This is a genomic window from Kitasatospora sp. NPDC057223, assembly GCF_042669755.1.
Classification (GTDB): domain Bacteria; phylum Actinomycetota; class Actinomycetes; order Streptomycetales; family Streptomycetaceae; genus Kitasatospora.
In genome coordinates this window covers 1-13,111 of record NZ_JBHUWW010000182.1, presented here as the reverse complement: position 1 = coordinate 13,111, position 13,111 = coordinate 1, and the positions used below count along the sequence as shown (strand labels likewise).

Genomic DNA, 13,111 nt, shown 5'->3' with positions numbered 1-13,111 from the left:
CAAACTAGTCACGCGAGTTCGATTCTCGTCGCCCGCTCCACTGACAGAGGCCCAGGTCAGGGATTCACTCCCTGACCTGGGCCTCTGTCGTTCCCCTGGTCTTTCAGTCCGGCGTGCCCGTGCCGTGCCCGTTCGGATCGATCTTCTTCCGGTTCGGCTTCGGCCGGGCCTTCTTCACGAGGTCGCTGACCGCCTTGGCGATCGAACGCTCGCGCTCGGCGGTGGCGTGCTGGTAGATCAGCGCGGCGCGGGCGGTGCTGTGACCCATCCTCGCCATCAGCTCACGGGTACTCGCCCCGGTCGAGGCGGCCAGGGTGTTCCCGGTGTGGCGCAGGTCGTGGAACCGCAGACCGGTCACGCCGGCAGCGGCGCAGGCCCGGTGCCAGACCCGGTTGAAGTGGTTACGGCGGGGCGTGGCCCCCTTGGCCCCCAGGAACACCCGGCCGTCGCTGGCCGGCTCGGCGAACAGCTTCAGGTGCCGCTTGACCTCCGCGAGGATCACCTCCGGAATGGCCACGGTCCGGACCCCGGCCGCCGTCTTGGGCAGCTTGGCGACCCGCTCACCGTTCCTCAGCTCCGCCATCGACTGACGCACTCTCACGGTGCCGAGTCCGGTGTCGACGTCCCGGCGGCGGAGCCCGATCAGCTCGCCCCAGCGCAGTCCGCAGAAGGCGGCGATCAGGACCAGGGCGCGGTACCGCTCATCGATCTGCGCGGCGATGGCGTACACCTCGGCCACGGTGGCGGTCGGACGCTCCGGGGTCTCCTCCTTGCTGCCGCCCTTGATCTGGCACGGGTTGCGGCGGATCAGTCGGTCGGCCACCGCCGTGTTCAGGATCGCCCGCAGCAGGGCGTAGGACTTGGCGACGGTCGAGGCCCCGGTGCCAGCGGCGAGGCGGGCGGCGCGCCAGGCCCGGACGGCGGCCGAGGAGATGTCGGCGACGGCGGTCCGCCCGAAGGTCGGGGCGAGGTGGAGCCGGAGCAGCGTCTCGTACAACTGAACGGTGCCGGCGCTCAGGCCCCGCTCGGCGATCCAGGCTTTGGCGAAGACGCCGAAGGTGACCCGGCCGGCGTCGGGGTCGGACCAGTCCCCCGCCCTCAGCTCGGTCTGCATGGCGGCCAGCCAGTCATCCGCCAGCTTCTTGGTCGCGAAGGTCTCCGGCGCCGGGCGGTCGATGCCGTCGGGGCCGGGGTACCGAGCCTGCCAGCGGCCGGAGGGCAGCTTGCGGACCCGGCCGAACGTGCGCTTGCCGGCCATCAGGCAGCCACCCCCAGCCGGACGCGGCGCCGGGCCGGCGACACGGTGTTCGCGGCGATGAAGTCCGCCAGGACCGAGGCCCGGATGCGGACGTGCCGCCCAACCTTGACGTACTCGATCCGGCGCTCCTCGATCAGCCGACGCGGGAACCGGGACGTGGTGCCGAGGATCACGGCGACCTGGTCGACGTCGAGCAGGTGGTCAGGCATGGGTGGGTTCTCCTTCCGTTCCGGGTGCGGGTTGCAGTGCGGCGGTGAGCCAGGACTCGCCGGGGGTGAGGCCGGTGCCGGCGAAGGCCCAGTGGGCGAGGACGAGAGTCGTCTCCTCTTCGGTGTCCGGGTTGTCGGGGCCGTGGAGGTGTTCGAGGGCCTGAGCGCGGCGCCAGGCGGCGCGGGCGTTGCGGAGTGCGCCGAGGGTGGTCGAGTACTTGCGGGTCTTGGTCGAGAAGTGGCCCCGGAAGCCGAGCATGTGGGCCCAGGCCCGGAGGCGGAGGTCTTCGAGATCGGGGTCGGTGCCGAGGTCCCAGCAGGTGCGGATGAGCCGGCGGGCGTGCTCGGGGATGTCGAGGTGTCCGATCTCGGCGAGGAAGCGGACAGGTCGGTCGAGTGCGCCGGTGGCGGTCTCGGCTCCCTTGGTCGCGTACTTGGCGATGTAGGCGGCGACGGCCCGCTCGGTGATCTGGACAGGGCCGGTGAAGTCGGCACTACGGATGGTGCGGATATCGAGCTGGTTTCCGAAGGAGAAGCGGTGCTCCCGGCCGTTGACGAGCGGGCCGGGGATCTCGGTGCGGCGGGCGGCGGCGCGGATCGCGTCGGTGAGCAGTTCGGCGGAGGCCCAGGAGGGCGGGGGTTGGTGGCCGCCGTCGTGGCCGTCGAGGCGGATGACGGCGTGGAAGTGGATCGCGCCGCGTTTCTGGTACTCGGCGACCTTGCCGAAGGAGATCCGGGCGAAGTCCTTGAAGTCCCGTTGGGTGAGGCCGGCTCGCTTCGCGACTTCGCGGCGCAGGTGGATGGAGAAGCGGGCCCAGATCTTGCCCGCGTGGGCGTTCCAGAGAACCGCGGCTTCGTAGTCGTAAGTGTCGGGGTTGAGGGGTGAGCCGAGGGCCGGGTCGTCGGTGGGGTGGGTGGTGCCGCAGCGGCAGCGGCCGGCGGTGGGGCGGTTGTGGACGGGGCCGAAGCTGGGGGCGGTGAAGGTGGCGAAGACGCGGGGGTGGGTGGCGACGGTCTCCGGGGTGCCTTTGCCACCGGTGAGTCCGGCGGTGATCAGGTGATAGGTGTCGCGACGGTAGGTCTCGGCGCAGGACGGGCAGCGGGTGGTGCGCCGGTTGCCGCAGCGGGTCAGGAGGTTGCCGGCGGGCAGGTCGGCGGATTCGAGGTGGTGCAGGACCTGCCCGGTGCTCTCGTTGATCTCGGTGCGCCAGCCGTCTAGGCGGATGGGGGTGGTGCAGCCGGCGAGGCCGGAGAGCTGTCGCATGAGGGCGGGCATGGTGCCGAGGGATGCCAGGCCGAGGAGATCGGCGACCGGGGGCGGGGACGTGGTGGTCATCAGGCAGCCACCGCCAGCGGCACGCGGGCGGGCTCCAGGACGGTGGCGAGGACGGCGGCGGCGAGGCCCGGGGGGACGGCGTTGCCGATCTGTTCGAACTGCTTGGTCCGCGAGCCCTGCCAGGAATAGCGGGCGGAGAAGTCCTGGAGGACGGAGGCTTCGGCGATGTCGAGTTCGCGGCGGTCGCCGGGCAGGTCGCCGGTGCGCAGGGTCCAGGAGCGTGCGCGGCCGGTGAGTGCCCAGGCGGGGCCGGTGGTGGTGAAGCGGTTGCCGCCGGTGTGGTGCTCGCCGCGGGTGACGACGTCGCCGGCGGGAAGGGCGAGAGCGTCGGCCATGGTGACCCAGGGAGCGCGGCCGGGGCCGAAGAGGGTGTCAGGTTCGGGCACCTTGGCGTGGGTCGGTGCGGGCGGGGTGGTCTGTCGGGTGCGGGAGGCTATGAGGAAGGCGCGGCGGCGGGTCTGGGGTATGCCGTGGTCGGCGGCGTTGAGGATGCCGACCCACGTGGAGTAGCCGAGGGTTCGCAGGATACGGGCGGTGTGGGCGAAGAGGGGTTCCACGGCGGGGACTTCCTCCAGGGTGATCCAGTCGGGGCGGGTGTCGAGGGCGAAGCGCAGGGGTTCGACCACGAGCAGGGATCGGGGGTCGATGCAGGCGGCGCGCAGTACCGCGCGGGTGTCGTGGCCAGCGGCGAGGTCGTCGAGTGCTTGGTGGCAGAGGGCAATGTCGTCAGCCCCGGCCTGGAGTCCGGCGGCGGAGAAGGTCTGGCACGGCGGGGAGCCGATGAGGCCGGAGACCTTGCCGCGGAGCGGGGCGGTAGGGAAGGCGGCGACATCCGCGCGGACGGTGCGGTGACCGGCGGCGGCGCGGGTGGCGCAGGCGGCCAGGTCGAGTTCAATGCCGGTGTCACTGTGGCCGAGTCGGCGGAGTGCTTCGGACCAGCCGCCGGGGCCGGCGAACAGGTCGATGATGTGGCGGTTCAAGGCGGGTCTCCCTTCGGGGAGGGGCCCCGGAGTCGGGCGCTGGGTGACTCCGGGGCCGGCGGTCAGGACCGGTCGATGGTGGGCTTGGGGTGCTGTTCGATCCACTGCTCGGCGCACACCTTGTGGACGGGCTTGCCGCGCTCCGAGCGCAGGTTGGTGGGCTTCTCGCAGACGCCGCAGGGTTCCGGTTTCGGGGACCAGTGGTGGGAGTCCCGCCAGTCGAGGAGCGCCACCGGTCAGGCCGCCTTGCCCGTGGTGGCCAGGAGCCGCAGGACCGTGCCGGTGCCGTGGCAGGCGGGGCAGGTGACCGGGATGGTGTGGCGGGTGCCGTCGTTCTGGCGCAGGCCGGTGGCGATGGCCACGGCGGCGAAGCCGGAGCAGTCCGGGCAGATCCGGGTCTGGGCGTGGGTGTGCTGGGGCATCATGAAGGTCTCCTTCGTGGGCTTCGGTTCGGGGAGGGGTTGCGGTCTCCGGGGCGGCGGGATGCTTGGCGGTGTCGAGCCGCCCCGGGGACCGGTCTGGCTTTGTCAGTGGTGCGGGTTACCGTCCTGCCGTGCGGCCGGCTGCCGAGGAATCCAGCTCCGTAGAGCAGCTGCCTCCCCGGTCTTGTCAGGGGGTGGCCCGGAGGAAGTCCGGGACCTAACCGACGGCCGGGCTTTGCCGAGGGCCAAGGGACGCCTGCCAGCGCCGGCCGCACACACTTCGGGTTTCAGCGGCGGCGGGAGGTCCGGCCGTCAGGCTTGTGGGAGTACATGTCGCGGTCGGCGGCGGCGAGCGCGTCCGTGAGCGACAGGTGCGGCAGGTCGGCGAGGTGGCAGACGCCGACGGAGGCGCCGACGGGGATTTGCCGGCCCACCAGCGACATCTGCTTTGTAAGAGCAGCGCTCAGCCGTTCCAGGCGTCCGGCGGTGGCGTCCAGGACGACGACGGCGAACTCGTCCCCGCCGAGGCGGGCCGCGAGGCCGTGAGGTCCGCACCAGGCCGCGAGCCGGTTCGCGGTGGCCGTGAGAACGGCATCGCCGGCAGCGTGGCCGTGGGTGTCGTTGACGGCCTTGAAGTCGTCCAGATCGATGAGCAGGACCGTCGTGCGGTCCGGCTGGGAGCGGATCAGGTGTTCGGCGCGGGCGGTGAAGCCGTCGCGGGTGTGCAGGCCGGTGAGCGGGTCGCGGCGGGCGGTGGCGAGGCGGCGGTAGAGCCAGGTGCTGTGACTGGTCCAGCCGATCAGGGGGACGCCGGCGGCGGTGAGGATCGGGGCGAGGTCCATGGTGCGAGTCCTTCCGGTGCGGTCCGGGCGCCCGGGTGAGTGACGGGTTCAAGTCCTGTCACTCACTTCCGGTGCGAAGCGGGTTGCGGCCCCGGGGCGGCGGGATGCTTGGCGGTGTCGGGCCGCCCCGGGGGCCGGTCAGAGACCGAGGGAGAGCGCGCGGGCGGAGGCCCGGTCGAGCAGGTGGTGAATGTCCGCCTGTCGGGTGGTGGGGCGGTCGTTGTAGTCGTCCGGGGAGGTGACCGGGCGTCCGGTGGCGTGCAGGATCTCCATGACCTGGACGCGGGCGGTGGTGACGGTGGCGGGGGTGCCGTAGCCGTGGGCGAGGACGGCGGCTTGTGCCCCGAGGAGGCAGACCCGGCCGGCGGTGTCCCACAGGGCGCCCTGCACCCAGCCGTGGGCGGCGATGTAGCGGGAGGCGAGCCGCAGGTGCTCGGCCGCCGTGACCGGGACGGGGCGGGCCGGGCGGCGGGCGATCCGGTCGAGCAGGGTCAGGTGCGGGACGGGGTGGCCGGCGTTCCAGGGCTGGACGGTGGAGCCGAGCGGGCAGACATACGGGACGGTGTGCCGGGCCGGCGCGGGGAGGGAGGCGAGGTAGGCCTCGATCTCGGCGATCAGGCCGGAGGCGTCCGGGGTGAGGCGGAGCGGAGGGAGGGTCAGGAGGTTGGTGGTCATGACGGCCTCACTTCGTGGTGACGGCGTTGACGCCGGTGCGGGTGGTCTCCTCGATGACGGGGGCGAGGAAGGTGCCGGCGAGGTAGAAGCCGAAGAGGGCGATGAGGGCGGCGACCCAGAGGCGGATGCCGAGGAGCTTGACGGCGGTCCAGGTGGCGGCGCCGAGGACGACGACCAGGGGCAGGGTGACGTTCACGGGGTGGGTCTCCTGTCAGCGGACGGTGCAGCGGTGGGTGCGGGCGGCGATCTCGGCGGCGGGGCGGGAGTCGTAGTCGGCGGAGAAGCCGCAGCGCGGGGCGGTGCAGACGGCGGTGTGCTTCTCGCGGCCCCGGCCGTCGTAGTAGGTGGCGATCTGGACGGGGCCGATGCGCAGGCTGTTGCGGGGGCGGATCGGACGGGGCATGTCGGGGCCTCCGGTCAGGTGAGTTGGGCGGCGATGGCGTCCGCGAAGTGCGCCGGGACTCCGAGCCGAGCGCGCAGGGTGTCCGCGTCGATGGGGGCGCCGGTGCGGGCGTGGTGGTCGTCGGCGACCTTGCGGGCGTGGTCGATCAGCGCGGCGGGCACCGCCACAGCCGGAGCCGGGGCGGGTGTCGGGGCGGGCGGGAGAGCGGGGACCGGTTCGGGTGCTTCGACGGCCGGCGGTTCGGGCTCGGCCAGCGGGGCGAAGGGCGGCGCGGGTTCGTAGAGCGGAAGGTCCGGCTCGGCGGCGATGTCGGGTTCGGCGGGGCGGGCAGTCGCGGTGGTGGTGTGGGCGAGAAGGGTGCCGCCGAAGAAAGCGAGGGCGGGCCAGCCGGCGACGAGGATCCGCAGCCAGGGCGGGACGTGGCCGAGGTCGAGGAGTCCGGCGGTGGCGACGTTGGCGCCGAGGGAGGCGGTCAGGGCGATGGCGAACCAGGTCCAGGCGGCCGGGGCGGGGGTGCCGGCGGCGCGCAGGGTCCGCATGCGGTGCCAGGCGGCGACGAGCAGCAGGTCGACGGAGACGGGGTAGGCCCAGGCTTTCCAGCCGTTCTGTCCGGCGGCGGAGGCGAGGTCGTGGAGGTGGGCGAAGGACAGGGCGCCGGCGATGGCGGCTTGCACGAGCACGGCGTCCGGGCGGAGCAGGCGCATCGAAGGGGTCCTCCTTCCAGGTGGTTGGGGCCGGGACCGGGCGGGCCAAGGGGGCGGGCATCCGCCCGGTTCCGGCGGTCAGGGGAGCTGTTCGGCGGCGGTACCGGAACCGAGGCAGGTCGGGCACAGGACCTCGACCTCACCGGCGGGGCGGGACTTCTTGCCCCGGCCGACGGTGTGGGTCTCCTTGACCCAGCCCTCACCGGCACAGCCCGCACACTTCGACGGGGCGGTCTTGCTCCGGGCGGTCCTCTTGATGGGCACGGGGCGGGTTCCTTCCGGCGTCGGGCATGGCGGGGGTAGGGACGTGGCGCGGAGGCGGTCGCGCCGGCCGGGGTGCGGGGGTGGGTCAGCCGGTGACGGGGCGGGGCTTGACCAGGGAGGGGCCGCCGGCCGGGGCGGGCACGGTCGCGCAGGCGGGCCGGAAGGCGGCGAGGGAGGGCAGGTCGGGTGTCAGGTGGGCGGTCTCGCGGCAGACGCGGGCGGCGTCGGCGAGGGACAGGTCGGGGGTGCGGATGCGGGACCAGCCGCCGGAGGAGTCTCCGGCCACCGCCACCCCGGGCATCTCGGGGGCGATCTGCGTCGCGGCGAAGACCGCCTCCGGGGAGATGTCGCCGAGCCCCATCTCAGCGGTCGGCCTGTCGTTGACCCGGTGGACGACGCGGCCGGTGAGCTGAGCGCGGAGCATCGTGGCGCCCCTGCCCAGCTCGGAGCCGAATCGCTGGCCGCAGACCTCCAGGAACACCCCGGCGGCGCGGCCCAGTTGAGCGAGGCGGATCAACTGGGTGACCATGTGGTCCCGCCGGTCCTCGTCCTTGCGAGTGGCGACGAGGAACAGCTCCGCGACCTCGTCCACGATCAGGACCAGCGGCACCGGCCGCAGCTCCGCCGGCAACCCCCACACGTCAGCGGTGATCTCCTCGGCCGCCACCGAACCGGGAACACCCTGGTGCTCACGGATCAGGTCGTACCGTGCCTCCATCTCCTCAACGAGCCTGTCTAGCAGGTCACTCGCCTGCTGCGGATCGGTGGCCAGCGCCGACAGGCGAGGGGCGAACGGCGCCTGTTCGACGCCGAGCTTGCAGTCGATACCGACCAGCGCCACCCTGCGCCGGGCGAGGCCGGTGATCAGGTTTCGCATGTACACCGACTTGCCGGTCAGCGTCGCGCCCAGGGTCAGGCAGTGCGGAATGGCCAGGTAGTCCCGGACGAAGGCCGTACCGTCGTCCCGCAGCGCGACGGGGACCAGCAGGTCACCGGCCGGCAGACGACGCGGCATCCGCACCTTGCGGAGCACGTCGAAACCGGTCATCCGCAGCTCCACCACACCGGGCTTCACGACGGTCACGTGCACGGCGTGAACGCCCCAGGCGTGACGAAGACGCTCCGCCGAGGCCGCCACGTCCGCCGGTTCCTGACCGGGCGCCAGCCGGATGCGGACCCGCAGGCCCGTCGACGTCGGACGGACCCGGCGGATCCTCGGCGGGACCGGGCGGATCTCGCGGCGAGTGGCCGCCCGGGTGACCAGCACCCGCAACCGGGACGGCGCCACCGTGAGCCCGCAGGCGTCCATGGTGCTGCCGTACGTCGCGGAGAACCGGACCGCCGTAGCCGGCAGGCCGATCGCCGACCAGTACACCGCCGGCGCCTTCACCCGGGCGAACGCGGCGCCACCGGCGACGGCCGCCAGCGGAGCACCCACCTCCGCCAGAGTCAGCAGCTCCGACATCGCGCTCAGCCCCGGGCCGGAGCGAGGGACGTGATCGCCATCGCGCGGAACGAGATCCCGTGCCGCTTCTGACCGTTGAACTCGTTCTCCCAGTCACGGGCCTTGAGCGCGGTCACCGCGACCGGCATGCCGACCGCCAGACCCTCCGAGACACCGGTCTCCGGCACCGTCACGGTGTAGAGGTTCGCCTCACCGTCGTCCGCGACCGTCAGACCCACGGTCAGCAACCGGGCACCGGTCTCCCGGTCCATCGCGATCTCGCCCGTCTGCTTGTTCACCAGCTTCGGCGCCGGCGGGACCACCACGAACACGAACGCGGTCGAAGTATCGATCTTGAAGGTAGCCATCGTGCAACTCCTCTAAAGGAGGTGGCCTCATGCACTTATGTACATGAGCTGATGGATAGAAGAGTGCCCGACTCCTGTACATGAGTCAACCCGCCGCGAGAAAGAATCTTGCGGCGGGTCGCGAGAGTTGAGCGGCCGTCAGTCGCGCGCGGCGAACCGGTAGTCCAGAACGAACTGGTCAGCGGCCATGACGGTGTCGCAGACCTCCACCACGACGCCGGCGGCGGTCGTGGCGTTCCGGATCAGGTGGATCACCGGTGCACCGGGGCTCAGCGCGAGAGCGCCCGTCTCAGCCTTCGTGGCCAGCCGCGCCCGCACCGTCTCGGTGAACTCCGAGAGCACATGCCCCTGCTCCTCCAGGCGGGCATAGATCCCACCTCCACCCGGGTTCTCGGCGAAAATCTCCGGGATGTCCTTCACCACGTCCCAGGGCAGGTAGGACGTCGCCTCCTCGGTGGGCGTCCCATCCCGGAAGTACCGGCGCTTGCGCGCGAGCACCTTGGCACCGACCGGGACGTCAAGTCGTTCCGCGATGTCCGCCGGCGCATCCACCGGGCCGACGAAGAGCACGTTCACGGACGGGACACCGCCCGACTGCTCGGCTTCAGCCAGGTATGCAGCCTTGCCCGCCAGACGGTGGGCCCGCCGGAAGCGGTCGGACGACTTGCGCTGCACCGGGGGCCGGGACCGCACGAACGAGCCGCGCCCGTGGTGGGTCTCGATCAACTGAGTCGTCCGCAGCTCTGCCACGGCCTTCCGCACCGTGCCGGAAGCGACGCCGTACCGCTCCATCAGCTCGGCTTCACTGGGTACTGCGTCACCAGGAGCCAGGACACCTGAGCGGATCTGCGCCGCAAGGTCATCTGCGATCTGGAGGTACTTCGGCTTGGCCGTCGAGGCCGGGTCGCTCGCCATAGTCCTGCATTGTCTCCTATCCTCCTGTACATGAGTAACAGCCCCCAGCGAGCCACGTCAACGCCTCTCCACTCAGTCTCGGTGGCCGGCGTGGTCGTCCGCGAAGACGGGCGTGTGCTGGCGATCCGCCGGGCCGACAACGGCACCTGGGAGCCCCCCGGCGGGGTCCTGGAACTGGGCGAGACCGTGGAGGACGGCGTCCGGCGAGAGGTGTTCGAGGAGACGGGCATCCGCGTCCACGTAGACCGACTCACGGGGGTCTACAAGAACATGAACCGAGGCGTGGTCGCGCTGGTCTTCCGCTGCCATCCCGAAGGCGGCACCGAGCGGCTGTCGGACGAGTCCACGGCGGTCGACTGGTTGACCCCCGACGAGGTGCGCACCCACATGGGCGAGGTCTACGCCGTTCGAATCACGGACGCGCTCCAGGACGAGTTGCCGCACATCCGCTCGCACGACGGGCGTGTACTCATGTCGTCCAGCGTCTGAACCCTCAGCCGAGCCAGGTCCGACTGTCGCGGGCCACAGCGAAGATGCGTTCCACCTGGTCACCCAGAAGCTGCGGCGACCGTCCGGACAGCCGCCGATCCACATCCGCGCCGTCCAGGAGCAGCACCGGGGCAAGGGCCGATCCGATCGTGATCGAGGCCGCTCCCACCACTGCGATCACCGGCTGCACCGGCACCGAGAACCCAGACCGGGCCGAGAGCATCCTCGCGACCTTTGCCGATTCGCTCTGGCTTACCGGCACGTAGGGCGTGGCCGCACGATTGACGGTGATGGCATAATCTCCCTGCCAGACGGCGGCGCCCCGGTGATGCTTCGTATTGACCGTGAAAACCCCCGGCGGCCCGATGACGAGATGGTCGATGTCCGTCCCGCTGGAAAACTGCACCGAGTGGAGCACCCTCCACCCGTCACGGCGAAGACGGTTTAGCCGGCCGCCGACCAAGCGCTCACCACGCAGGCCAACAGCCCAGGTATGGGCCTCCGTCCGTTCCTTGCCAAGCCAGTAGGCGAGGCGCCGTTTGAGCCAGCTCGGCTCAAGTTCATCGATCTTCCGGCGGATGGAAGCACCAGGAACGTTGAGCGCGAGGTCCAAGTAGGGCACCGCGGGAGGGCGTTCCTCCGACACGGGCGTGCGCCCCGGCAAGGGTGCGGCGGTCGCGGGGTCCGTCGCCAGGTGAGCGGCTAACACGTTCTCCACCGTGACCCGTTGACGTTCGTCTCTCACCACGGTCTCGCCAGTCTTGAAGTCGTACCAGCCGAGCGCCTTGTCAACGCCGCGCTGGTTCACGTACAACCGGTCGTGCCCATGCCGGCGCCAGCGTCCAACCGTGAACTCGTCCATCCCCGCCCCCTGAGACAGTGATCACCCAGCGGTCCACCTCAGCACGGCGGCGGGCGACTGCCAAGAGCGCATCAGTCGCTGCGGATCGGGGTGTACGGGTAAAGGGAGTGAGTGCGTAAAAACCTTCTCTACGGGTTCAAGGCGCGGCGCCGAGCGCCGCGCGGCACTCGCCCGGCCGCTCGCCGTCGCTCCTGTCTACGCCCCGCTCCGGCGGCGGCCGGCGGTGCCGCGAGTAGCAGCAGAGAGAAGTGGGGCTCTGCCCCAAACCCCGGCCCTCCTCGGAGGGGGCGGCCGACATGCGCGAAGGTGCACCGTCGATGTGGTGATGGTGGTGGGTCGCGGGACGGCTCCCTCGTCGACCGGACCCCCAAGGGCGTACCCGGAACCCCCAGGGGCCGCCAAGGCCAAGCGCAAGCGTCACGCCGTGAGCCTTGGCGGCCCCTGGAGAACCCGGGTGCGGCGAAGCTGCCCGATCGACGAGGGAGCCGCCCCGCTCAGCGAGAAGCCTTGGCGGGCACCCAGCTAGAACGGGGATCCGTCCTCCCTCTCAAGCTCTTCGATCAGGTGATCCAAGAAGGCGTCGATATTAGTCGCATTCCGATGCGCGGCCTGATGAAGCTCTTGGATGAGATCGTTCATTTCTTGATCAACCGCAGAATCAACCGGTCGCGACCTAACAAGGCCAACCTGATCACCTTCACCATTGTACATCTCAAAGATATATGGATGCAGACCATCTCCATCCTTACTCCAAATGGAGAATGTAGCATCAGCAATCGATGCCGAGTAGCGACCCGGCACATGCCTATTGTTCGTAGCGCTCTCCCACTCGATTTTCCTGGCCTGCGTAAGAGAGATCAGGAGACGGAGAATCTTGAGCTGGCGGACATCCTCGACCATAATAGTCACTCCCCTTGCATTCCATAGATTGCAGCTAGCGAGCTCAACTCGCCCGAAGCCCTGCTAATCGTCCTACGCATCACAGCGGAGTCGGCATAGAGATCACTCGATCCAGCCAATAGCGCGTTCTTAGCCTCACCCGATGCAACAATGGAAGCCTGAAGGGCTTTCATTATTTTTGGATCATCTGCCTGGGCAGCCTGAAGGAGGCCCTTCACTTGACCCGCCTGCCATCTCCAGGTATTGATCCACGAGATAGCGAGGCGAACGTTTCCATCACTCACGGCACGGTCTATCTCGTCCTCAACTCTCGTCAGTTGAGGGATTAGCATCACCAGGGAAGATCTAGTAATGCGATCTCGCATTACTTCAGCCGCCTCCTGCGCCTTTTCTGCCGCAGTTCTCGCCTTCCAAGTCTGCCAGATAGTGATCGCAAATCCGATCACGGCAAATGGAATACTTGTTATCGTAGCGACATGATCTACGAGATCATAAAAAGACACCAACCCCCCCACGGATCGATAGCCGACTTCATATTGGAAATCGCAGCAGCCGTATCATAGCGCCACGCGGCACCAGCCATGCGAGGGGCCAAGAAGTCGAGCTTGACGGTAAATCATCAGCCAAGGCCAGCGCTACCTTGGTGACATCAGATCCCGTCGCGCAGGCACGCGCGCATGACACCTGCCGTCGTGCCTGGCTGCAGCCCCGATCCCCAGAAGGCCCGGGAAGGGCTCTGCAGACGGCTCAGGATGGCCCAAGGAAGCGCGCGGCCCCCCGATTAAGACTGACCCACCCAGCGCCGCTACGGGGCGTTCTGAGCCCTCGTGCCCGCCACGTGCCCGTTCGGCGAGGAGCCGGCGGGGAATCACGGGGAGCCGGGGCGAGCACGCCGCTCCCCCGCAGGTCAGCGAATCAGCAGCTCAGCGGGCATCCGGTGCCGTCGTCTTCCAAACTAGTCACGCGAGTTCGATTCTCGTCGCCCGCTCCACTGACAGAGGCCCAGGTCAGGGATTCACTCCCTGACCTGGGCCTCTGTC

At 70.0% G+C, this 13,111-nt stretch carries 19 protein-coding genes and 2 tRNA genes; 2 read left to right on the top strand and 19 right to left on the bottom strand.

What is annotated here, in order from left to right; genetic code table 11:
* Positions 1-103 precede the first annotated feature (103 nt).
* From ACFUK0_RS36780 to ACFUK0_RS36705, 16 genes are all read right to left on the bottom strand, one after another.
* Complete coding sequence (locus ACFUK0_RS36780) at positions 104-1,258, bottom strand: tyrosine-type recombinase/integrase (protein ID WP_380257776.1); 1,155 nt, start codon at positions 1,256-1,258, stop codon at positions 104-106.
* Entirely contained in the window at positions 1,258-1,467 is a 210-nt protein-coding gene (locus ACFUK0_RS36775) for an excisionase family DNA-binding protein (RefSeq protein WP_380257775.1), read from the bottom strand. Before ACFUK0_RS36775 ends, ACFUK0_RS36780 begins: the two co-directional genes overlap by 1 nt.
* Positions 1,460-2,803, bottom strand: a complete 1,344-nt coding sequence (locus ACFUK0_RS36770; protein ID WP_380257773.1) for a replication initiator — start codon at positions 2,801-2,803, stop codon at positions 1,460-1,462. Before ACFUK0_RS36770 ends, ACFUK0_RS36775 begins: the two co-directional genes overlap by 8 nt.
* The gene (locus tag ACFUK0_RS36765) at positions 2,803-3,783 is read right to left on the bottom strand and encodes a DNA cytosine methyltransferase (RefSeq protein WP_380257771.1); all 981 of its coding nucleotides are present in this window, start codon (positions 3,781-3,783) and stop codon (positions 2,803-2,805) included. Before ACFUK0_RS36765 ends, ACFUK0_RS36770 begins: the two co-directional genes overlap by 1 nt.
* A gap of 62 nt (positions 3,784-3,845) precedes the next feature.
* Positions 3,846-4,016: a hypothetical protein gene (locus ACFUK0_RS36760; RefSeq protein WP_380257769.1), complete on the bottom strand. Its 171-nt coding sequence runs from the start codon at positions 4,014-4,016 to the stop codon at positions 3,846-3,848.
* 3 nt (positions 4,017-4,019) lie between these two features.
* Positions 4,020-4,208 carry a hypothetical protein gene (locus tag ACFUK0_RS36755; protein ID WP_380257767.1) on the bottom strand — a complete coding sequence of 63 codons (189 nt, stop codon included), beginning with the start codon at positions 4,206-4,208 and terminating at the stop codon, positions 4,020-4,022.
* Between the two features lie 284 nt (positions 4,209-4,492).
* The gene (locus ACFUK0_RS36750; protein WP_380257765.1) at positions 4,493-4,639 is read right to left on the bottom strand and encodes a hypothetical protein; all 147 of its coding nucleotides are present in this window, start codon (positions 4,637-4,639) and stop codon (positions 4,493-4,495) included.
* Positions 4,596-4,687 (bottom strand) — tRNA-Val (locus ACFUK0_RS36745). The genes ACFUK0_RS36750 and ACFUK0_RS36745 overlap by 44 nt, the downstream gene beginning before the upstream one ends.
* Before the next feature lie 498 nt (positions 4,688-5,185).
* A complete protein-coding gene (locus ACFUK0_RS36740) occupies positions 5,186-5,722 on the bottom strand; it encodes a hypothetical protein (protein WP_380257763.1) in 537 nt (178 codons plus the stop codon).
* A 7-nt stretch (positions 5,723-5,729) separates the two neighbouring features.
* Complete coding sequence (locus ACFUK0_RS36735; protein ID WP_371481541.1) at positions 5,730-5,918, bottom strand: hypothetical protein; 189 nt, start codon at positions 5,916-5,918, stop codon at positions 5,730-5,732.
* Positions 5,919-5,933: 15 nt separating this feature from the next.
* Entirely contained in the window at positions 5,934-6,125 is a 192-nt protein-coding gene (locus ACFUK0_RS36730) for a mobile element transfer protein (RefSeq protein ID WP_380257760.1), read from the bottom strand.
* 14 nt (positions 6,126-6,139) lie between these two features.
* Complete coding sequence (locus tag ACFUK0_RS36725; protein ID WP_380257758.1) at positions 6,140-6,829, bottom strand: DUF2637 domain-containing protein; 690 nt, start codon at positions 6,827-6,829, stop codon at positions 6,140-6,142.
* A gap of 78 nt (positions 6,830-6,907) precedes the next feature.
* Positions 6,908-7,093: a hypothetical protein gene (locus ACFUK0_RS36720; protein ID WP_380257756.1), complete on the bottom strand. Its 186-nt coding sequence runs from the start codon at positions 7,091-7,093 to the stop codon at positions 6,908-6,910.
* An 85-nt stretch (positions 7,094-7,178) separates the two neighbouring features.
* Positions 7,179-8,558 carry an FtsK/SpoIIIE domain-containing protein gene (locus tag ACFUK0_RS36715; protein WP_380257754.1) on the bottom strand — a complete coding sequence of 460 codons (1,380 nt, stop codon included), beginning with the start codon at positions 8,556-8,558 and terminating at the stop codon, positions 7,179-7,181.
* 5 nt (positions 8,559-8,563) lie between these two features.
* Complete coding sequence (locus ACFUK0_RS36710; protein ID WP_380257752.1) at positions 8,564-8,905, bottom strand: hypothetical protein; 342 nt, start codon at positions 8,903-8,905, stop codon at positions 8,564-8,566.
* A gap of 138 nt (positions 8,906-9,043) precedes the next feature.
* Complete coding sequence (locus ACFUK0_RS36705) at positions 9,044-9,820, bottom strand: GntR family transcriptional regulator (protein ID WP_380257750.1); 777 nt, start codon at positions 9,818-9,820, stop codon at positions 9,044-9,046.
* An 18-nt stretch (positions 9,821-9,838) separates the two neighbouring features.
* On the opposite strand from ACFUK0_RS36705, the gene ACFUK0_RS36700 reads away from it, so the two are divergent.
* Positions 9,839-10,309, top strand: coding sequence for an NUDIX hydrolase (locus ACFUK0_RS36700; protein ID WP_380257778.1), 471 nt, complete (start codon positions 9,839-9,841; stop codon positions 10,307-10,309).
* 4 nt (positions 10,310-10,313) lie between these two features.
* Here ACFUK0_RS36700 and ACFUK0_RS36695 read toward each other — a convergent pair whose 3' ends face one another.
* From ACFUK0_RS36695 to ACFUK0_RS36685, 3 genes are all read right to left on the bottom strand, one after another.
* Positions 10,314-11,171, bottom strand: coding sequence for a nuclease-related domain-containing protein (locus tag ACFUK0_RS36695; RefSeq protein WP_380257748.1), 858 nt, complete (start codon positions 11,169-11,171; stop codon positions 10,314-10,316).
* 522 nt (positions 11,172-11,693) lie between these two features.
* Positions 11,694-12,071 carry a hypothetical protein gene (locus tag ACFUK0_RS36690; protein WP_380257746.1) on the bottom strand — a complete coding sequence of 126 codons (378 nt, stop codon included), beginning with the start codon at positions 12,069-12,071 and terminating at the stop codon, positions 11,694-11,696.
* A 5-nt stretch (positions 12,072-12,076) separates the two neighbouring features.
* On the bottom strand, positions 12,077-12,574 hold the full coding sequence (locus tag ACFUK0_RS36685; RefSeq protein ID WP_380257744.1) for a hypothetical protein: 498 nt from the start codon (positions 12,572-12,574) through the stop codon (positions 12,077-12,079).
* Positions 12,575-12,997: 423 nt separating this feature from the next.
* Between ACFUK0_RS36685 and ACFUK0_RS36680 the strand changes: the two genes are divergently transcribed.
* Positions 12,998-13,062 (top strand) — tRNA-Ser (locus tag ACFUK0_RS36680).
* Positions 13,063-13,111 lie beyond the last annotated feature (49 nt).